This is a genomic window from Breoghania sp. (assembly GCF_963674635.1).
Classification (GTDB): domain Bacteria; phylum Pseudomonadota; class Alphaproteobacteria; order Rhizobiales; family Stappiaceae; genus Breoghania.
Genome location: NZ_OY771475.1, coordinates 1472490 through 1495845 on the forward strand (window position 1 = coordinate 1472490; position 23356 = coordinate 1495845).

The following is a 23356-nucleotide window of genomic DNA, read 5'->3' on the forward strand; positions in this document are numbered from 1 at the left end:
GCCCGAGGGCCCGCCCCTTTTTAATTCGCCCGATGATCCTTTGACCGCCGCTCGTCGTCAGGCTACGGCCTGCGCGACGATATTGGCCTGCGAGCCATCGTCATCGACGACAACTCGAATGGTATCGCCGAGCGAGACGTCGGCGAATTCGACCATCGGGGTCCAGTCATTGCCAAGACCGTTGGCATTTACCTCCAGAAGGGCGCTGCCATCGGCATCCGCAGTCACGCGGACAAAGTCGCCAATATCAGTTCCCGCAGCCCCGAAGGCTCCGTCCAGAAGCCCGTGAAGGTCGATTGCATCGCCACCGGTCCCGTCATCATTCGCCACCTCGAAGTCGGTGATGAAGTCTGTGGCATCCGATAGGGAGTTCAGGACAAAGGTGTCCTGTCCCAGCCCTCCGGTCAGCATGTCGGACCCAAGGCCACCGGCAATCAGGTCGTCAGCATCGCTGCCGACAAGAATGTCGTCGCCGTCGGTGCCTTCAAAGAAGGGCTGCGGAGCCTCCACGAAGGTGCTGCGCATCATGGACGAGCCATCGTCCATCCCGGCACTGAATGTGGACGGGGGCATGATGTCATCGGCCCCATCGACGGTCAGTGTCGCCGTGGCGCTGGCCAGACCGCCATTTCCGTCGCTCACCCAGTAGGTGAAGCTGTCGGTGGTGCTTTCGCCGTCATCAAGCCCCTGCAAGTCGGACGAGCCGGTCGGATCGTAGCTGATTTCGCCGGTGCTCGCGTCAAGGGTCACGGTTGCGCCCTTGGCAGTCGTCGCCGTCAGCTCGTTACTTCCGCCAAGACCGGAGACGCTCAGCGCATCGCCGTCGGCATCCGTGTCATTGGCAAGCAGCAGGCTCGTTTCGATGGTCGTGACGACATCTTCCGAAACACCCGGGCCACCGTTGGAGACACCATGATGCTCGACCACATAGGCCAGGTCATAGGTGCCAGGCAGATCGTTCCAGGTGCCGTTGCTCTTGATCGAAGCGTAGTCCTCATGGCCACCGTAGTTATTCGGCTCGCCAGATGCCCATCCCTGATACCGTGAGGTCAGAGATCGGTTGTTTTCTTCGCCACCAATCCATCTCCAATGCCCTTCATGCGCTCTATCGGATGCACCGATCCATGCCTCGCCCACCGTGTAGCTCAACGAATGAACGAAAGAGTTTTCGCCATATGTCGTGATCTGGACGAGATAGCCACCCTGAGCATTCGCCGCCTGATATGCCTCATCCCATGTCATTCGGCTGCCGACCAGCTTGTAGAAGTGGCCATTATATTCTGACCAGCTGGCATCGGGTGCGGACGGAGGCATCGTGAAGTCCAACACCTCCGAGTTGGCGACCGGCGCGTCGTTGTCGGTCACACCATCCACCGTCACCTCGGCACTGGCGCTGGCCTCGCGGCCCTGAGCATCGATCACCTTGTAGGTGAAGCTGTCGACCCCGTGCTCGCCATCGTTCAGATGCTCGAACGCACCATTGGGATCGTAGTCGTAGCTGCCGTCGGCATTGACGGTGAGCAAGGCCCCCGAAGCAAGCGTGACCTGACTTCCGGGCGTGAAGGCGCTTCCGTTGATCTCGGTGATCGACAGCGTGTCGCCGTCGAGATCGACATCGTTGCCGAGAAGCCCATCCGCCGCAGTGACCTGGACGGAGGTATCCTCGTCTGTGGCCACCACATCGTCATAGGCGATCGGCGGCAGGTTGCCCACGTCACCATTATCATCCGAGAACATCGGCACTTCCCCATTGCCGGAGAAGGTGACCGAGTGGTCGGGGGAAGACAGCGTGAAGGTACCATTGCCGTTGTCGACGAGGTCGTAATCGTCAATGGTCGTGCCCGGGGCCAGGTTGATCACATCCACGGCCCGCATGTCGCCGACGATCACGTCGTGACCGCCATTGGACGTGAAGACGATGCGATGCGCCGAGCTGAGCCCGGAGATATCGACCGTGTCGTCGCCATCACCGCCATCGAGACGGATCGTCGAATAGGCAAGGCTCGTGCCCACGAAGCTGCCATGCACGTTGAACGTGTCGCTGGTACCTGCCGGAGCGCCCTGACCGTCGATGACGATCTCTTCGATATTGTCCAGCTCGGCAATGATCACGCCGTTGCGGGCGATGACAATCTCGGCAGAACCGCCATAGGCAAGCGGCGAGGAAGCCGCAGCGGCGTTGCTGTAGATATCGAAGGTTTCAGCCGACGCGGCCTCGCCATTCGCAAGGAAGGTATCGGTATCCGCGCCGCCATCGACGATATCGTGACCGCCACCGACATTCCACACGATGGTGTCGTCACCGGCTCCACCGTCGATGATGTCGTCGCCTTCGCCACCTTCGATGTGGTCGTCGCCGTCGCCGCCCAGCAGCGTGTCCTCACCACCGCCTCCGAGCAGCGAGTCGTTGCCGCCACGGCCATCCAGCGTGTCGTCGCCGGCTCCGCCGTAATAGGCATCGACACCATCGGAGCCGATCGGCATCAGAACCGTCGTCTGCGTGGCCGGGTCGAGTTCGACATAGTGGTTGACCTCGCTCACACCGGCATAGGTGTTGGCGTCGGCACCGGTGTTGGCGACGGTGTTCACAACCCCAATCTCGCCGACTTCCGTTACGCCATTTGCGACGCCATTGAACAGGTTGTTCGTCACCGTGCTGTCTTCGGTATCGATCAGATACACCGCGTAGTCATTGTCGCCGGTACCGGCGAAGGCATTGTCATCCACCAGCAGCCCGGTCGCGGAGAAGACCAACAACGCAACAGATACCCACGGACCGCCCGAGTAGCCAAAGCCGGTGAAGGTGTTGCCGAGAATGCTGCCGGTCGAACCATGCGAAAGCTGGATGCCATTCTGCGCCATCACCGCCTGACTGACGGTCGTGAACGTGTTGCCTTCTGCTGTGACGATCGCATTGCGCGCCACAACGCCGGTCTTCTGGAACTCCGTGAAGGTGGAATTGGTGATGCTGATCGCTTTCGCAAAGCCATCCGTGTTGCTGACCAGGATCGCCTGACCGCGCTGGTTGCCGGAGACCTGCCCCGCCGCTTCATTGATCGGTATATCGCCGATCTCCATGATCTCAACCTGATCGAGCGAGCCGGAAGAGTTCATGTAGGCGATGCCGGTGAAGTCGGCCCCGCCGCTCACCTGACCGGCCTGCCATTCGCCATCGACGGTGATCGAGGAGATGTCGACGTTGTCCGCGCCGTCCACCGTTACAACGGAGAAGACAGCCTTGCCATTCTGCGGATCGGTCGTGGTTTGAACCAGCCCGCTTGCGGGCGCTTCGATGACCACGTCGCCCACGCCGACCAGCGAGATATCGCTGGTGGTGATGACAACCTGCTCGGCATAGGTGTCCTCGGCGATCAGGACCGTGTCACCGGCAACAGCCGCGTCCACTGCTTCCTGGATCGTGGCGTAACCGCCATTGCCGACCAGCAGGAACCGACCGGCTTCCGCGCCGTCCACCACTTCCACATTGGTGAGCGTGTCGGTGCCCTGTGTGCTTGAGGTGAGCGTCCAGCTGTTTGCACCGGACAGCGCAAACTCGGTCGCTGCCAGGGCATCGGTGTAATGGGCCGTATCGAGATCCGCCCCGCCGTCGAAGGTGTCGTCTCCGACGCCGGAGTGGAAGCTGTCATCGCCTGCACCGCCGTCAAACTCGATGGCGATTTCAGACGCCACGCCGCTCGACGCCATGGCCGAAGCGTTGACCGTGTCGGCCCCGTCGCCGCCTGCGACATGGATCGTGGTCGGATCGATGCCGGAGTTCGCGAAGTCACCGGTCAGGGTGACGGTGTCACCCGCATCGGACAACACAACCTCGACATTCTCGATGCCGTCAACCTCGGAGGTCTCACCGCCAGCGGTGAGCGTGAAGCCCGCGCCGCCGTCGCCCGGAGCCGCAAGTGCGATGGTCTCGGCCCCGCCGGTGCCGTTCACGACACGCAGCGTATCGCCGTTGACCTCGACGCCTGTGCCGCCATCGATGGTGTCGTTCCCATCGCCGACATTCCAGACGATGGTGTCATCGCCGAGATCGCCCAGGACAGTGTCGTCACCGGTGCCGCCTTCAAGGTAGTCGTCGTTCTTGCCGCCTCGCAACGTATCGTCGTCGGCCCCGCCGTAGAGACGGTCATTGCCGGTGTTGCCCTGCAGATAGTCCTCACCGAGACCGCCGATGAGGGTGTCATCACCCGCACCGCCATAGACTTCGTCATCCCCGCCGTAATCGATGCCGCCTTCGGCGAAACCATTGAGGAAATCGTTTCCATCCGTGCCCGTGATGATGTCATCCGCATCGGTGCCGCGGATGCGGCTGTCGAAGCCCATGACATGCGTACTGTCACTGTTGATCGTGACACCGGAGAAATCCAGAGTGCTGGTTCCGCCAACACCCGTATAGACACCGGGCTTCCCCGCCGTTCCCGGCACGCCGTCACCGGAGGTCGCGATCGGATCGACATAGAGCAGGTCGCCCCAGTTCGACGAACCGCTGAGCGCGACATTCGCGAAGGTCAGGCCATCCAGATCGTTGAAGCCCTGCACCATGATCTGCGGCTTCTCCCACGAACCGCTGGTGGTGACGTTGATCAGCGAGATCGTGCCGATCGGCTGATCCACATCGTAGGTGCCCGGCGCAAAGCCGGTGATCTGGAGAGCATTGTCCCCCTTGCCGGAAGCGGCATCAGCCAACGCGCTGGAGCTGTTGAACGCTACATTCTCGATTGTCGCGTCACCGAAGAAGTTCCACAGCAAGAGATCAGCCGACCCGTTCGCGCCACCCTGGCCGTTATCAGCAAAGGTCGTATTGGTTACCGTGATCTCGCCCACGCCCGGCGTGTTGCCGTTCGTGCGGAAACCATAGCCGGAGTTGTCGTTGAAGGCGCTGTCGTCGACCGAGATCGTATCCACAATCGTGCCGGAGGCCACGCGGATGCCCGAGGTATTGCCCTCGAAGTTGATCCCCTTGATCGTCACGGTGGCGGAGCCGCCATCGTTGATATCGCCGGAAATCGTCAGGGCCGTCCCACCCGGATTGAGGATGGTGTCGGTTGACGGATCGTCCCCGTTGCCGGAGCCGATCAGCGTCACCGCCTTGTCGAGCGACAGGTTCTCGCTCCATGTGCCGGGCCCGATGAGGATCGTATCTCCGTCGGACGCTGCGTCGATTGCCTCCTGGATCGTAGCGTAACCGCCATTACCGACCAGCAGGAATTGCCCGCCCTCGGCACCATCCACGATCTCGATGTTGGTGAGCGTGTCTGTGCCTTCGGTTGCGGTCGTCACCGTCCAGCCGCCGGAGCCGTTGGCGGTAATGTCCGCATCGGTCAGGCTATCTGCGAACTGTGCGGTGTCGGTGCCGTCGGAGCCATCCAGCACATCGTCGTCGGCCCCGCCGGTGAAGGTGTCGTCGCCTGCCCCGCCGGTGAAGCTATCCGCCCCGCCGAAGCCTGCGAAGTCAATGTCGCCGGTGGTATTGCCGCCCGCCACATAGACATCGTTTCCGGCATCACCGGTCACCGTCATCGTGGATTGCGTGACGTTGTCGATATCGCCGTGCGCCGCAGAGTGGATCGCGTCGGTGATCTCGACATTCTCGACCACCACGGAAGGCCCGTCGATGGACTTGCCCGGCTCACCGGCGCGCACGCCCGTGGAGGTGCCGTCAATCGTGCCGTTGCGCACGATGATGTCACCGGTATAGGTCGCCGGGTTCGTGCTGTAGCTGCCATCATCACGCGCCTTCAGCGAGATCGCCGCACCGAAGTCGTGCGCCGTGCCATCGCCGTCGGACGTGCCGACATCGGTAAACGTGAAGTTCTCGATTACGATGCCGGAGTAGACGCCGTTCTTCAGGTTGATGTCGATGCCGTTGCCGAAGCCACTGGTATTGGCTCCGGTCCCGCCAAAGACGGCCGCCCGGCCGAACTCGCCCACATCGTTCATCACGATGCCGGTGATCAGCGCATCGCTGAGCGCCTCCGCGTAGATGCCCTTTTCAAGCAGATGCTCGAAGGTCGTACCGTTGATCTGGACACCGTCGATCAGGCCGTCGGAGGCTGCGCCCCCAGCGGTTGTCTTGGCGAAGTAGATGCCAATCGCGCCGTCGGAAATCGTGCCGCCATTGATCGTCAGGTCGGTGACATCGGCGGTCGTGCCCTTGCGGATGCCGTTGATCACGCCATCGATATCGACGTTGTTCAGCGTCAGCCCGTCCACACCGTCGGCAAGCTCGATGCCGGTGTAGAAGCTTGAGAACTCCACACCACTGATGCTCACTCCATCGGCGTCGACCGTTAGCCCCCTTCCGGCGGCATTGCTGTAGCTGTTGCCCGCCTTCAGGTAATCGCCGACGGAACCCGCAATGCCGTTGTCGGACTTGAAGGTGCCCTCGATAACCACATCGCCGACGCCCACCAGCGAGACATTGTCCGTGGAGATGGTCAGGTTTTCGGTGTAGTTGCCCTCGGCCACCATGACCGTGTCGCCCTCGGCCGCGTCGTTGAGCGCCTCCTGGATCGTGGCGTAACCGCCATTGCCGACCAGCAGGAACCGGCCCGTTGCGGGGCCCGCGCCATCCGGATCGGCAGCCTGAACGACCTCGACGCCGGTCAGGGTGTCGATACCCTCGCCAAAGGCCGATGCATCGATCTGCCAGCCCGGCTCGACCGCCGCGCCCGGATCGGCGTCGGTCACGATCGAGAAGTCGGAAGCATCGAGCTCCCCGCCAAAGGTCGCCATATCCTGACCGGAGCCTCCGATCAGGGCGTCGTTGCCGACATAGCCATCCAGCGTGTCGTTGCCCTCATCGCCGTAGAGCACGTCATTGCCGGAACCGCCATAGAGCGCGTCATTGTCGGCTCCGCCATGCATCTCATCACTCCCGGCCTGGCCGTTCATGATGTCATCGCCGGCGTCACCGAACATCAGGTCCGGATTGCTGTTGCCGTAGAAGGTGTCGTTGCCCTCACCTCCGTGCATTTCGTCGGCACCACCCTTGCCCTCAAGGATGTCGTTGCCCTTGCCGCCCTCGATGAGATCCGAACCGGCGCCGCCGATCAGCTTGTCGTCACCGTCATTGCCCACCAGCTTGTCGCTGCCGCCACCGGAGGTGAAGACCTCGTCACCCGACAGGCCCTGCATGGCAATGTCGGAGAACGGATTGCCATGGGTGTTTGCGACGATCAACGGAAGACTGCTGAGATCCAGCGTCCCGCCGACACCGTCGATGTTGAAGCCGTGCAATTCGGCATCGACATTCACCGTCAGGCCCGCACCGGAAATATCCAGCCCGTTCGCATCGGCGAAGTTGTAGATCGCCACGCCGACCTTTTCGTAGTCACCCGTCACGATCACGCCGTCGAAAGTCACGTTGCCCATCGGCTGGAACGGAGCGTTCACACCGCGGAACTGGATGCCGTTTTCGGCAGCAGAGCCCGGGTTCTCGACGGTCACATTCGTCAGCGTCACGTCGCCGTTGAAGAGGAAGAAGTTCAGCGCCCCTTCGCCAGCCCCGCCGGATTCCGCGGTCGCGTTGCCGGTGAAGGTCATGCCCTCCAGCACGATCCCGCCAAGACCCGTCGCCCCGTTCAACCACAGGCCGTTGTAGCGGCCACCGCTCACCTCGCCGTCCGTCAGGCTCACTTCGTCGAAGGAAGCCGTCGGGTCGACCAGCACCACATAGGCGCTGTCCCCAGTGAAATCGATGTTGGAGGCTTCGAAGCTCTCGCCTGCGCTGCCGCCGGAGATGCGCAATGCCGGACCGCCAACGCCGCCGTCCACGCTCACATCTCCCACGCCGACCAGTGTGACGCCTTCGGTGACCAACAGGTTCTCGGCATAAGTGCCTTCATGCACCTCCACCGTGTAACCGGCATCCGCATTGTCGATGCCGTCCTGGATCTTATCGTAAGTGCCGACCAGGTTGTTGGACCCGTCGAAGACGAAGACGTTCGCCGTCAGATCGATCTCCGCACCGCCGCCACCGAAATCGATGCCTTCGATCCCGAAGAGCTGGTTGGTCTCGCCGGTGACGGTGTTCTCCACCGTCCACGAGCCATCTGCGTTGCGGGTGATGGAATGATCGCTCTGGTCGCCGTAGATGACCACGGTGTCGCTCTCGCCGGAAACCGCGAGAACATTGCCGGCCACACCCGTATCGGTGGCATTGCCATAGACGGCATCATTGCCGCCATCGATGAAGAAGAGGTCATCCCCCTCACCGCCGATCATGGTGTCGGCACCGGCCCCGCCGGAAATCCGATCGCTTCCCGCGCCGCCGTCCAGCGTGTCATCGCCGTCATTGCCGGAAAGCACGTCATTGTCGGCACCGCCGGAGAGCAGGTCGTTGCCGACGCCGCCGCGCAGAATGTCGTTGCCGTCATTGCCGTTGGCCACGATCCGCACGTCCGAAGACCCGGAGCTGTGAACCATCGTGGAGCCGTCCACGACATCGTCGCCCGCACCGCCTTCCACATGGATGGTGGAGACATTGATGCCGGAGGACGCAAAGTCGCCCGTCATCATCAGCGAGCCGGACCCCGCGGTGAAGTCGACCGTCACTTCCTCCACATCGGTGACAGTCACCGTTTCACCGCCGGATTCCACGGTGAAGCCGGGCACGCCCAGGGTCGCGCCAAGCGTGATCGTCTGCCCAGCGGCGGTAGAGAAGAGGCGCAGCGTGTCGGTGTCAGAACCACCGTCGATAGTATCCGCCCCCTCGCCAACGGACCAGTTGATGCGGTCATTGCCCGCACCGCCGTCGATTGTGTCAGCACCTGCACCGCCGACGATCAGGTCATTGCCGTCACCGCCGAGAATGGTGTCGTTGCCGCCGAGACCCGACAGGTAATCGGCACCATCGAGGCCCATGATCACGTTGTCACCGCCGTTTCCGACGATGTTGTCGGTGAAATCGGTGCCTTCGACGTTCTCGATGGAGATCAGATCATCATGCTCGATGGTGTTCGCTGCGATCCCATTGGTCAGATCCGTCCAGCCCAGAGCCTTGTTGCTCAGGTCGGTGCCCCAGCCCTGATCGAGGCGGACATAAATGCCTTCTCCCTCGCCGGAATAGTCGACCTTGTCGACACCGTCGCCGCCGTCGAGCACGTTGAAGCCCGTGCCGCCGGTCAGCGTGTCGTTGCCTTCGCCGCCTTCCAGCGTGTCGTTGCCGCCATCGCCGAAGAGCGTGTCGTTGCCCTCACCGCCAATGACCGTGTCATTGCCGCCGAGGCCGCCGAGCCGGTCGTTGCCGTCCCCGCCCTTAATAACGTTGTCGCCGCTATTGCCGGTGATCAGGTCGTTATAGGCCGTGCCGGTGATGTTCTCGATATTGACGAGCTTGTCATGCTCGACCGTGCCTGCCGCTATCGCATCGTTGAGCGGCACCCAGCCCATGGCTTTGTTGGATAGGTCCGTCTTCCAGCCCGCATCGAGGCGAATGTATGCGCCCGAGGCTTCATTGGAGTAATCCGCCGTATCGGTGCCGGCACCGCCATCAAGCGTGTTGACGCCGCGACCGCCGGAAAGCACATCGTTGCCGCCGTCGCCATAGAGCATGTCGTCGCCGACGCCGCCGATCAGTGTGTCGTCGCCGTCATTGCCGTGCGCCACGATGCGCACGTCGGAGCCGGGCACGGAATGAACCATGCCGGAACCGTCGATGATGTCGGTCGCGTCGCCGCCTTCCACCGTGATGGTGCTAACAGCGATACCGGAGGCCGCGAAATCGCCGACCAGAACCAGCGTGCCGGAACCGGCCGTGAAATCGACCGTCAGTTCCTCAACGCTGTCCACCTGCACGAGCTCGGACCCGACAGCAACCGTGAAACCGGTGCCATAGCTGCCAGGCGTGGAGACCGTGATGGTTTGACCGGGAGCCGTGGCGTTGACGATCAACCGATCGCCGAGAGACGCATGCGTTCCGCCGACGATATGATCATCGCCATCGCCGACGTTCCAGATGATCGTGTCGTCGCCAGCGTCTCCCCAAATGCGGTCATTGCCTGCGCCACCGATGATTGTGTCATCGCCGGCCTTGCCACCGATCCGGTCGTTGCCGTCGCCACCCAGAAGGGTGTCATTGCCGCCGCCGCCGCGAATGATGTCGTTCCCGCCACCACCGTTGAGCACGTCATCGCCGTCACTGCCTTCCAGCAGATCGTTGCCCGGCGTCATGCCGGTGACGAATTCATTGCCCGTGCCGCCATAAATCACGTTGCCGGAATAGTCGCCCGGCGTACCCTGATTGTCGACATACATGCCCGCGCTGTTGCCACCGGTCGTGTGATCGAGGGTGTTGTTCTCGATATCCGTATTCGGGCCGCGCGCACGCAGCGCCACCGCACCGCCATTGGTGTAGCCGGTAAAGGTGTTGCCGCTGATTGTAGAATTGGCGGCATCGATGGTCACCAGATTGTTGCCCGCAGACGTTCCGCCCGCCGTGCCAGTGATCTGGTTATCTGTGAAGGTGATGTTGTCGGCGGGATTGGTCGCCGGGTTGGATCCCTGACCGAAGGCCACCAGCTGACGCGCCACGTTGGGCACAGTGAACTGATCGCCCGTTGCAGGCTCTGCGCCAGTGAAGGTCTGTCCGGAGAAGACGTTGCCCTGAATGACCGCATCGACGATCGGGGCATTCCACTCCGAAAGCAGGGCCGCTTCGCCATTGGCCTGAAGCTCGTTGCCGATCAGGTGGAAATTCTCCGTCGGGTCAGCCCCGCCGGTCACATAGACAGCCGCCTGCTCGATACCGGGATTGCCGTTATCGAAGCCGACGATGGTGAAGCCATCCGTGCCATCTGTACCGATGGAGACGTTATCCGTCCCGCCCACAATGGTGACCGTGCCGTTTTCCGGACCGCCCGCGACGCCCTGAATGATCGTGGAGCCGCTGCCGCCGAGCGAGATCAGGTCGATCCCGGCGGAGATGGTGACGTTCTCGGCATAGGTGCCGGGCAGAACCACGACATCGTAACCGTCAGCGGCGTTGTCCACGCCCTCCTGGATCGTGCCGTAGGTGCCGACGAGGTTGCCCGCACCGTCATAGACGCGCACCGGCGAGGTGTCGTCCACGGTCACCTGGAAGGTGCCGTCGGCCGTGTCGCCGTCGCTGTCTGTGGCGGTGAAGTCGAAGCTCAGATCAAGGACGTTGTTCGCCGCATCGCTCAGCCCCGCGTAATCGAGATTGGAGAGAAGCGTGAAATCGTATTCGCCGGAAGCATCATCGAGCGCCACGGTGAAGACCTTATTGGCCGACGGATCTCCACCGGTGAAGGCCACAAGCGTGTCGCCATCGAAGGCGAAACTGACCGTCTCGCCGCCCGAGGTCAGCGTGACCGGTGAACCGCCGCTCATCACGGTGACATTGGCTCCTGCATCGCCGGTATCAGTGAAGGTCACTGCCCGGTCGCCCGGCTGGCCCATATCGGTGTTGGCATCATCCGCGCCGAACGCGATGCCCAGCGAGCCGGTGATGTTGTCGGACGCCGGTGACACAAGCACATCGGCATCGATGAAGCCTGAGGGAACGGCAGAGATAACCGGAACGTCGTCCGTGATCTGGAGCGTTACGTTGCTTCCCAGAAGAACGGCGTCGCCATCCCCGTCGGTGGCCTGAATGATATCACCGAGGGCGATTGTCGAGCCTGTCCCGACGAGATCGGTTCCTTCGCCCTGACCGTCGTCATGGTCGAGCTGGTCAGACAGTGCCACGGTGAATTCGCCATCCGCATTCAGCGTGACGGAGAACACTTCATGGCCGTTGGCAGAGCCGGTGAGGACCTGCGGATCGCCGCTGGTGTCGAGCGTATAGGTCAGCGCGGTGCCGCCGGAAGTGAGATTCAGCCCTGCCGCGGCTGCGAGCGTTCCAGACACGAAGGAGAAGGTCAGCGGCTGATCCGCCCCGCCATTCACGAGGGTCGAGAAGTCGCCTTCCAACATGGCCGCGCCGACGGCGCTGGTGGTGCCGCCCGTGCTGGAGCCATCGCCATAACCGTCATCCGGCGACGTGCCAGAGGACCAGGCCGTCGCGATATCGTCTTCATCGACGGTCAGCGACATGGTGTTGCCGTTCAGCTCCGGCGTGTCGTCGTCGACATTGACCCACAGATAGCTGGAGGCCGTGTCGCCGTCGCCGTCCGTCACCGTGTAGCGGAACTGGAACGTGACCTGGTTTTCGTCACCACCCGAAACATGGCTGATCGGCTCCTGCTGCGTGATTTCGTAGGTACCGGTCGACTGGTTCAAAGTGCCGGTCAGCACGACCACACCACCCTGCTTGATAAGCAGGGTCGCGCCGCCATCCGTGACTTCATGGGTGAGATTGAGCCCGCTCCCGTTGTGAACTGTGACGCCACTCCAGGAAATGGAAGCGCCGTCCGCATCCGCTCCAAACGAATGGTTCAGATGCCCGGTCACGTTCACCGGCGCAGCGTGATCGCCCGTTCCGCCCGGATTGCCGCCTGACAGATCATCATCGTCCAACCAGACGGTCGTGCTCGGACTCGCCGTCGGCGCATCGTCGCGGATATCGATCTGCAAGGTGCCGTCATTGAAGGACGTGCTGTCGCCGTCCCCATCTGTCACGGTGAAGTCGAACACAAGGCGCAATTCGTCTGCGGTCATGCTCTCGTTGATATCCGGATGATCGACCGGGCCTTGAAGTTCGAACACGTACTGGCCGTCCGGCTGGACCGTCATCGTGAAGATCGGCGCACCACCCGCCGTACCCGTCAGCGTGATCACGCCGTTGGCTGCGGTCGAGGACGCGACGTCCACGGGAACACCATTGGATTGGAGTGCAGGGAACCCGCCGGGCGCATCCATGTCGAGAACCGTGCGCAGCGAGAATTCCGTCACCGTCGCGCCGTCGGCCCCGCCGTCGAACACCAGCTGACCATTGACGCTGCTGGGCGCGAAGACACCGCCAATCGCAGCTTCCTGGATATCCTTCGTACCGGAATAGGATGCCGTCGGCTCATCATCCAGAATGCGTGTGGACAGCGTCACGTCGACACTGTCTCCATCGCCGTCGCTGGCAGCAACCGTGAAGTTGATGGACTGCCCCGCACCACGGCCCGTATCGCCCGGCTGATGATCGATATTGCCGAGCAGATCAACCGTCCAGTCGGCGCTATCCGTATCGAGCGTCGCCCGCAGGACAACCTCACCCGTGCCTTCCTTGTAGCCTTCGATGGACTGGCCGTCTGCCGCCATGCGGAAGAAGACGTTCACGCCGTCGCTGTCGAGGCCGGAATCCAGGCCCGTCGCATCTCCTGCCGTTAGAGTGCCAGACCCCGCGTTCGGCACATTGAACGCGCCTGTGAATTCTGTTCCGCCGAAGCCGTCAGCACCGAAATCGACCAACAGCGTCCCAGAAACGGAAGCCGCCTGCGTCCCGTCCGTGCCCCCTGGCTGAACGCCCGCAATCGCCACGATGTCATCTTCATCGACCATCGCGTTGGAGACACCTGGCGCGGAGCCGCCCGGGTTGGAGACCACCGGCGTATCGTCATTCACATTGACGGTGAGCGACCCGGAAGCCGTGTCGTCATCGCCGTCGGTGACGGTGAAGTCGAAGGTCAGCGCCAGATCGTCGCTCTCGGTCGCATCATCGCTCGAATGCGCCAGCGGCGCCGATTGCTCGAAGCTGTAGGAGCCGTCATTCCCGATCGTCAGTGTCGCGACCGTCTGACCGCTCACATCCCCCGTCGCCGTCCAGACAGTCTCGCCCGTGCCGGTGACGCCCGAACTCCACGTCACGCCCTCAACACCCGCAACGCCGCCATTGTCGTAGATCGCAGAGACCGTCGGGAATGCGTCCACATCCACCGACTTCACCCCATCCGCACCCGCCGAGAACAGAACCCCAGCAGCGCCCGAGACAATGCCGTCCGCATCCACAACATCGCCCGACGGCGCCGCAGCACCCGGATTGCTGATCGAAGCGTAATCACCCTTGCCTTCATCATCCGTGCGATCCGCAGCCGTCACGTCATAGGCAACAGGCGTGTCGTCATCGATCGCGATGTTCAAGACGCCGACCATCTGATCACCGTCGCCATCCGTTGCCGTGTAGCCGATGGGAAGGTTCGCGTTTTCCTCAAAGCCCAGATCAAGCGCATGCTCGATGGGCGCATTCATCGTGAAGCTGTAGGAGCCGTCCGCGTTGATCACCAGAACCGCGGCCTCACCGTAGTGATCGCTCGAAGCCGTCCACGTCGTCGCGCCGCCCGCGGAGCGAACGCCCGCGCTCCATGTGATGGATTCCGTCTGCGCAAAACCGTCCGCATCCGCAAACACCACGTTGAAGCCCGGCAGGCTCACATCGATCGAACCAAGCCCGTCCGCTCCCATCGAGAACAGCGTGCCTGCCCCGCCGGAAACCGTCTTCAGGTTCGGATCCACATCGAAGAAACCGCCGTCATTCGCAGGCGTGAACTCCGTCTGCGCCTCGTCATCCAGCGTATCCGCAGCAATCGTGACATTCATCATCGGCGTCGGCGTGTCGTCATTCACGCTCACGCGCAGCGAGGCCTCCGCGGTGTCGCCATCGCCATCCGTCACCGTGAACGAGAAGTCCAGATCCTCGTTCTCCTCAACCAGCGGCGCAGCCGTGTCGTGAGCAATCGGCGCGTTCAGCGTGAAGGTGTAGGATCCATCCGCGTTGACCACCAGAACCGCGGCAGGCGCATGGTTCGCGCTCGACGCCGTCCAGGTCGTCGTGCCCGCCGCATCCGTCGTGCCCGCATCCCACGAGACGGATTCCACCTGCGCAAAGCCGTCGGCATCTTCATAGACGACATCGAAGGCCGGTGCGGTCAGCGTGATCGAGGCAAAGCCGTCCGCTCCCATAGAGAACAGCGTGCCGGCCCCGCCCGACACCGTCTTGACGTTCGGATCCGGATCGAAAAGCCCGCCGTCATTCGTCGGCGTGAACTCCGTCTGCGCCTCGTCATCCAGCGTCGTGGACGCCGTGTAGCTCTCGCCCTCCGGCGTATCGTCATTCACATTGACGGTGAGCGACCCGGAGGCCGTGTCGTCATCGCCGTCGGTGACGGTGAAGTCGAAGGTCAGCGCCAGTTCGTCGCTCTCGGTCGCATCATTGCTCGAATGCGCCAGCGGCGCCGATTGCTCGAAGCTGTAGGAGCCGTTATTCCCGATCGTCAGTGTCGCGACCGTCTGACCGCTTACATCCCCCGTCGCCGTCCAGACAGTCTCGCCCGTGCCGGTGACGCCCGAACTCCACGTCACGCCCTCAACACCCGCAACGCCGCCATTGTCGTAGATCGCAGAGACCGTCGGGAATGCGTCCACATCCACCGACTTCACCCCATCCGCACCCGCCGAGAACAGAACCCCAGCAGCGCCCGAGACAATGCCGTCCGCATCCACAACATCGCCCGACGGCGCCGCAGCACCCGGATTGCTGATCGAAGCGTAATCACCCTTGCCTTCATCATCCGTGCGATCCGCAGCCGTCACGTCATAGGCAACAGGCGTGTCGTCATCGATCGCGATGTTCAAGACGCCGACCATCTGATCACCGTCGCCATCCGTTGCCGTGTAGCCGATGGGAAGGTTCGCGTTTTCCTCAAAGCCCAGATCAAGCGCATGCTCGATGGGCGCATTCATCGTGAAGCTGTAGGAGCCGTCCGCGTTGATCACCAGAACCGCGGCCTCACCGTAGTGATCGCTCGAAGCCGTCCACGTCGTCGCGCCGCCCGCGGAGCGAACGCCCGCGCTCCATGTGATGGATTCCGTCTGCGCAAAACCGTCCGCATCCGCAAACACCACGTTGAAGCCCGGCAGGCTCACATCGATCGAACCAAGCCCGTCCGCTCCCATCGAGAACAGCGTGCCTGCCCCGCCGGAAACCGTCTTCAGGTTCGGATCCACATCGAAGAAACCGCCGTCATTCGCAGGCGTGAACTCCGTCTGCGCCTCGTCATCCAGCGTATCCGCAGCAATCGTGACATTCATCATCGGCGTCGGCGTGTCGTCATTCACGCTCACGCGCAGCGAGGCCTCCGCGGTGTCGCCATCGCCATCCGTCACCGTGAACGAGAAGTCCAGATCCTCGTTCTCCTCAACCAGCGGCGCAGCCGTGTCGTGAGCAATCGGCGCGTTCAGCGTGAAGGTGTAGGATCCATCCGCGTTGACCACCAGAACCGCGGCAGGCGCATGGTTCGCGCTCGACGCCGTCCAGGTCGTCGTGCCCGACGCATCCGTCGTGCCCGCATCCCACGAGACGGATTCCACCTGTGCAAAGCCGTTGGCATCTTCGAAGACGACATCGAAGGCCGGTGCGGTCAGCGTGATCGCGGCAAAGCCATCCGCCCCCATCGAGAACAGCGTGCCGGCGCCGCCCGACACCGTCTTGACGTTCGGATCCGGATCGAAAAGCCCGCCGTCATTCGTCGGCGTGAACTCCGTCTGCGCCTCGTCATCCAGCGCCGTGGACGCCGTGTAGCTCTCGCCCTCCGGCGTATCGTCATTCACATTGACGGTGAGCGACCCGGAGGCCGTGTCGTCGTCGCCGTCGGTGACGGTAAAGTCGAAGGTCAGCGCCAGATCGTCGCTCTCGGTCGCATCATCGCTCGAATGCGCCAGCGGCGCCGATTGCTCGAAGCTGTAGGAGCCGTTATTCCCGATCGTCAGTGTCGCGACCGTCTGACCGCTTACATCCCCCGTCGCCGTCCAGACAGTCTCGCCCGTGCCGGTGACGCCCGAACTCCACGTCACGCCCTCAACACCCGCAACGCCGCCATTGTCGTAGATCGCAGAGACCGTCGGGAATGCGTCCACATCCACCGACTTCACCCCATCCGCACCCGCCGAGAACAGAACCCCAGCAGCGCCCGAGACAATGCCGTCCGCATCCACAACATCGCCCGACGGCGCCGCAGCACCCGGATTGCTGATCGAAGCGTAATCACCCTTGCCTTCATCATCCGTGCGATCCGCAGCCGTCACGTCATAGGCAACAGGCGTGTCGTCATCGATCGCGATGTTCAAGACGCCGACCATCTGATCACCGTCGCCATCCGTTGCCGTGTAGCCGATGGGAAGGTTCGCGTTTTCCTCAAAGCCCAGATCAAGCGCATGCTCGATGGGCGCATTCATCGTGAAGCTGTAGGAGCCGTCCGCGTTGATCACCAGAACCGCGGCCTCACCGTAGTGATCGCTCGAAGCCGTCCACGTCGTCGCGCCGCCCGCGGAGCGAACGCCCGCGCTCCATGTGATGGATTCCGTCTGCGCAAAACCGTCCGCATCCGCAAACACCACGTTGAAGCCCGGCAGGCTCACATCGATCGAACCAAGCCCGTCCGCTCCCATCGAGAACAGCGTGCCTGCCCCGCCGGAAACCGTCTTCAGGTTCGGATCCACATCGAAGAAACCGCCGTCATTCGCAGGCGTGAACTCCGTCTGCGCCTCGTCATCCAGCGTATCCGCAGCAATCGTGACATTCATCATCGGCGTCGGCGTGTCGTCATTCACGCTCACGCGCAGCGAGGCCTCCGCGGTGTCGCCATCGCCATCCGTCACCGTGAAGGAGAAGTCCAGATCCTCGTTCTCTTCAACCAGCGGCGCAGCCGTGTCGTGAGCAATCGGCGCGTTCAGCGTGAAGGTGTAGGATCCATCCGCGTTGACCACCAGAACCGCGGCAGGCGCATGGTTCGCGCTCGACGCCGTCCAGGTCGTCGTGCCCGACGCATCCGTCGTGCCCGCATCCCACGAGACGGATTCCACCTGTGCAAAGCCGTTGGCATCTTCGAAGACGACATCGAAGGCCGGTGCGGTCAGCGTGATCGCGGCAAAGCCATCCGCCCCCATCGAGAACAGCGTGCCGGCGCCGCCCGACACCGTCTTGACGTTCGGATCCGGATCGAAAAGCCCGCCGTCATTCGTCGGCGTGAACTCCGTCTGCGCCTCGTCATCCAGCGCCGTGGACGCCGTGTAGCTCTCGCCCTCCGGCGTATCGTCATTCACATTGACGGTGAGCGACCCGGAGGCCGTGTCGTCGTCGCCGTCGGTGACGGTAAAGTCGAAGGTCAGCGCCAGATCGTCGCTCTCGGTCGCATCATCGCTCGAATGCGCCAGCGGCGCCGATTGCTCGAAGCTGTAGGAGCCGTTATTCCCGATCGTCAGTGTCGCGACCGTCTGACCGCTTACATCCCCCGTCGCCGTCCAGACAGTCTCGCCCGTGCCGGTGACGCCCGAACTCCACGTCACGCCCTCAACACCCGCAACGCCGCCATTGTCGTAGATCGCAGAGACCGTCGGGAATGCGTCCACATCCACCGACTTCACCCCATCCGCACCCGCCGAGAACAGAACCCCAGCAGCGCCCGAGACAATGCCGTCCGCATCCACAACATCGCCCGACGGCGCCGCAGCACCCGGATTGCTGATCGAAGCGTAATCACCCTTGCCTTCATCATCCGTGCGATCCGCAGCCGTCACGTCATAGGCAACAGGCGTGTCGTCATCGATCGCGATGTTCAAGACGCCGACCATCTGATCACCGTCGCCATCCGTTGCCGTGTAGCCGATGGGAAGGTTCGCGTTTTCCTCAAAGCCCAGATCAAGCGCATGCTCGATGGGCGCATTCATCGTGAAGCTGTAGGAGCCGTCCGCGTTGATCACCAGAACCGCGGCCTCACCGTAGTGATCGCTCGAAGCCGTCCACGTCGTCGCGCCGCCCGCGGAGCGAACGCCCGCGCTCCATGTGATGGATTCCGTCTGCGCAAAACCGTCCGCATCCGCAAACACCACGTTGAAGCCCGGCAGGCTCACATCGATCGAACCAAGCCCGTCCGCTCCCATCGAGAACAGCGTGCCTGCCCCGCCGGAAACCGTCTTCAGGTTCGGATCCACATCGAAGAAACCGCCGTCATTCGCAGGCGTGAACTCCGTCTGCGCCTCGTCATCCAGCGTATCCGCAGCAATCGTGACATTCATCATCGGCGTCGGCGTGTCGTCATTCACGCTCACGCGCAGCGAGGCCTCCGCGGTGTCGCCATCGCCATCCGTCACCGTGAAGGAGAAGTCCAGATCCTCGTTCTCTTCAACCAGCGGCGCGGCGCTGTCGTGAGCAATCGGAGCGTTCAGCGTGAAGCTGTAGGATCCATCCGCGTTGACCACCAGAACCGCCGCAGGCGCATGGTTCGCGCTCGACGCCGTCCAGGTCGTCGTGCCAGACGCATCCGTCGTGCCCGCATCCCACGAGACGGATTCCACCTGTGCAAAGCCGTTCGCATCCTCGAAGACGACATCGAAGGCCGGTGCGGTCAGCGTGATCGAGGCAAAGCCATCCGCTCCCATCGTGAACAGCGTGCCAGCCCCGCCCGACACCGTCTTGACGTTCGGATCCGGATCGAAAAGCCCGCCGTCATTCGTCGGCGTGAACTCCGTCTGCGCCTCGTCATCCAGCGTCGTGGACGCCGTGTAGCTCTCGCCCTCCGGCGTATCGTCATTCACATTGACGGTGAGCGACCCGGAGGCCGTGTCGTCATCGCCGTCGGTGACGGTGAAGTCGAAGGTCAGCGCCAGTTCGTCGCTCTCGGTCGCATCATTGCTCGAATGCGCCAGCGGCGCCGATTGCTCGAAGCTGTAGGAGCCGTCATTGCCGATCGTCAGTGTCGCGACCGTCTGACCGCTTACATCCCCCGTCGCCGTCCAGACAGTCTCGCCCGTGCCGGTGACGCCCGAACTCCACGTCACGCCCTCAACACCCGCAACGCCGCCATTGTCGTAGATCGCAGAGATCGTCGGGAATGTGTCCACATCCACCGACTTCACCCCATCCGCACCCGCAGAGAACAGAACCCCAGCCGCGCCCGAGACAATGCCGTCCGCATCCACAACATCGCCCGACGGCGCCGCAGCACCCGGATTGCTGATCGAAGCGTAATCGCCCTTGCCTTCGTCGTCCGTGCGATCCGCAGCCGTCACGTCATAGGCAACAGGCGTGTCGTCATTCACGCTCACGCGCAGCGAGGCATCCGCGGTGTCGCCATCGCCATCCGTCACCGTGAACGAGAAGTCCAGATCCTCGTTCTCCTCAACCAGCGGCGCAGCCGTGTCGTGGGCAATCGGCGCGTTCAGCGTGAAGCTGTAGGATCCATCCGCGTTGACCACCAGAACCGCCGCCGGCGCATGGTTCGCGCTCGACGCCGTCCAGGTCGTCGTGCCCGCCGCATCCGTCGTGCCCGCATCCCACGAGACGGATTCCACCTGCGCAAAGCCGTCGGCATCTTCATAGACGACATCGAAGGCCGGTGCGGTCAGCGTGATCGAGGCAAAGCCGTCCGCTCCCATAGAGAACAGCGTGCCGGCCCCGCCCGACACCGTCTTGACGTTCGGATCCGGATCGAAAAGCCCGCCGTCATTCGTCGGCGTGAACTCCGTCTGCGCCTCGTCATCCAGCGTCGTGGACGCCGTGTAGCTCTCGCCCTCCGGCGTATCGTCATTCACATTGACGGTGAGCGACCCGGAGGCCGTGTCGTCATCGCCGTCGGTGACGGTGAAGTCGAAGGTCAGCGCCAGTTCGTCGCTCTCGGTCGCATCATTGCTCGAATGCGCCAGCGGCGCCGATTGCTCGAAGCTGTAGGAGCCGTCATTGCCGATCGTCAGTGTCGCGACCGTCTGACCGCTTACATCCCCCGTCGCCGTCCAGACAGTCTCGCCCGTGCCGGTGACGCCCGAACTCCACGTCACGCCCTCAACACCCGCAACGCCGCCATTGTCGTAGATCGCAGAGATCGTCGGGAATGTGTCCACATCCACCGACTTCACCCCATCCGCACCCGCAGAGAACAGAACCCCAGCCGCGCCCGAGACAATGCCGTCCGCATCCACAACATCGCCCGACGGCGCCGCAGCACCCGGATTGCTGATCGAAGCGTAATCGCCCTTGCCTTCGTCGTCCGTGCGATCCGCAGCCGTCACGTCATAGGCAACAGGCGTGTCGTCATTCACGCTCACGCGCAGCGAGGCATCCGCGGTGTCGCCATCGCCATCCGTCACCGTGAACGAGAAGTCCAGATCCTCGTTCTCCTCAACCAGCGGCGCAGCCGTGTCGTGGGCAATCGGCGCGTTCAGCGTGAAGCTGTAGGATCCATCCGCGTTGACCACCAGAACCGCCGCCGGCGCATGGTTCGCGCTCGACGCCGTCCAGGTCGTCGTGCCCGCCGCATCCGTCGTGCCCGCATCCCACGAGACGGATTCCACCTGCGCAAAGCCGTCGGCATCTTCATAGACGACATCGAAGGCCGGTGCGGTCAGCGTGATCGAGGCAAAGCCGTCCGCTCCCATAGAGAACAGCGTGCCGGCCCCGCCCGACACCGTCTTGACGTTCGGATCCGGATCGAAAAGCCCGCCGTCATTCGTCGGCGCGAACTCCGTCTGCGCCTCGTCATCCAGCGTCGTGGTGGCCGTGTAGCTCTCACCAAGTGGAGCATCGTCTTCCACGGTCACGATAAAGCTGTCGGACGCGACGTCTCCATCGCCGTCCTTTGCGTTGAAATCAAAGGACAGATCAACGCCATCCTCACCGGCGGCGGGATGGTCGAGCACGTCGGAAAGCGTGAATGTATAGCTGCCGGTCCCGTCGTCGTTCAGCGTCACGGTGAAGACTGTCCGCTCGCCCGTTCCACCCGGATCGACCACCCCCGTCAGGGTCGTACCATCGGCAGAGATCACGTAGACGATCGGATCACCCGCCGATGTCAGCCCCGAAGCGCCGGACTGCGCCGGATCGAAGGTCAGCGTACGGTCGCCTGTGGCACCGGCTAGCGCATCGTTGTCGCCATTGTCAGACCCCCAGGCGATATCGAGATCGCCCCCCGTCGTCAGGGCCTCCTTGGTATCGTCATTGCCGAGCGGAAGATCATCCTCATTCACGGACGATGATACCGGCGCGCCGATTTCCGGGGCATCGTCGGTCACCGTCACGCGGAAAAAGGAATCCACATCATCGCCGTTAGCATCCGAGGCGTTGAAGGAGAAGGTGACGGGAATATCGTCCCCTTCGCCTGAACCGACGTGATCGAGATTGCCGGACAGCGTGAAAGTGTAGAGACCGTTCGTCGCCGCGAAGGTCTCCAGAAGGACGGTGAAGACAACCTCTCCGCCGACGCCTTGCGTCGCGGTCAGGGTCTGGCCGCCATCGCCGTTGCCCACGATCGAATAGACGAGCGGGATACCGTCGGACGTGAGATCAAGCGGCACCCCATTGATATCGAGCGGAATGCCTGCGCCATTTGTGTTGAAGGTCAGGCCGCGCCCCACCGCGCCATCATCGCCGAAATCGATACCGAGACTGCCGGTCGCCACCGTGCCCGCACCGCTTGTAGCATCCGTGCCGTCGGGCAGATCATCCTCGTCGATCAAGCCCTCTTCGGCGAGACCGGCGATCGGAAGTGTATTGATCTCCTCTGCCGCAGTGGGGGCCGGACCGTCCCCGCCCAAACCGTCAGCCGTCGTGCCGAGCAGACTGGCGAGGTCAGCAGTATCGCCCAATCCACCGATTTCCGTTGACTGGAAATCCGCGCCAGAACCGGTCGGTCCGCCAAGCGCCGTATTGAGGCTTGCGGCATCGCCCGCGGCTGTCTGAATTTCGTTGGTGGTCTGCACCTGGGCAATATCGACAAATTGGTCGATATCAATAAACCGGCCATCGCCAACAATCAGGTTATCGGCACTGGTATCACCCGAGAAGAAATCGACAATGACGATTGTCGACCCGTCCTCGAATACAAGCTGAAGGTTTTCGCCGACATGAAAGAACGAAATCGGGTCGTTCAATATCTGCCTGAAATCGACCCGCTGACCGGGTGACATCTCAAGCGTGATCTGCGTCCCGGACAGTGGCTTGATCAATGCCAGTGGGGCTGGCGCCCCCTCGCCAGAACCTGCCTGCGGCTGCGCAACTCCAACCAACTCGTCCATCGTCATGCCCACCCAGAATACCGAAAATACCGCACTAAATTTTTACGATTTGTTTACGAAAATCAACCTAGCGGAAGTTCTATCATGTCGGATAGTTAATTTAACTATTTTTACGACACCAGCACCCGGGCACGGAGTATCCCACCCACGTCGACTTCCCCTCCAATGTTCTTTCTGCCGCTCACAGCGTATTCGCGACACCGCCGCCGCGTGGCAGAATCGCAACGCCGCCCTCGTTTCGTGCGAGATTTCGCGCTTTTTTCGCCTATTTCGAAACTGACCAATTCAAAGCACTTACGTTTTCAAATCTTCATTTTATTTAAATGGGTAATAAACGACCCAGTTCACTTCAGGTGATCCATCCGCTGCGCCAATTCAGATGATAGGCCAT

Annotated in this window: 1 protein-coding gene; it reads right to left on the reverse strand. The window is 62.4% G+C overall.

The window, feature by feature from the left end; genetic code table 11:
• Positions 1-57: 57 nt before the first annotated feature.
• Positions 58-22965 carry an Ig-like domain-containing protein gene (locus ABGM93_RS06595; RefSeq protein ID WP_321504556.1) on the reverse strand — a complete coding sequence of 7636 codons (22908 nt, stop codon included), beginning with the start codon at positions 22963-22965 and terminating at the stop codon, positions 58-60.
• Between the last annotated feature and the right edge of the window lie 391 nt (positions 22966-23356).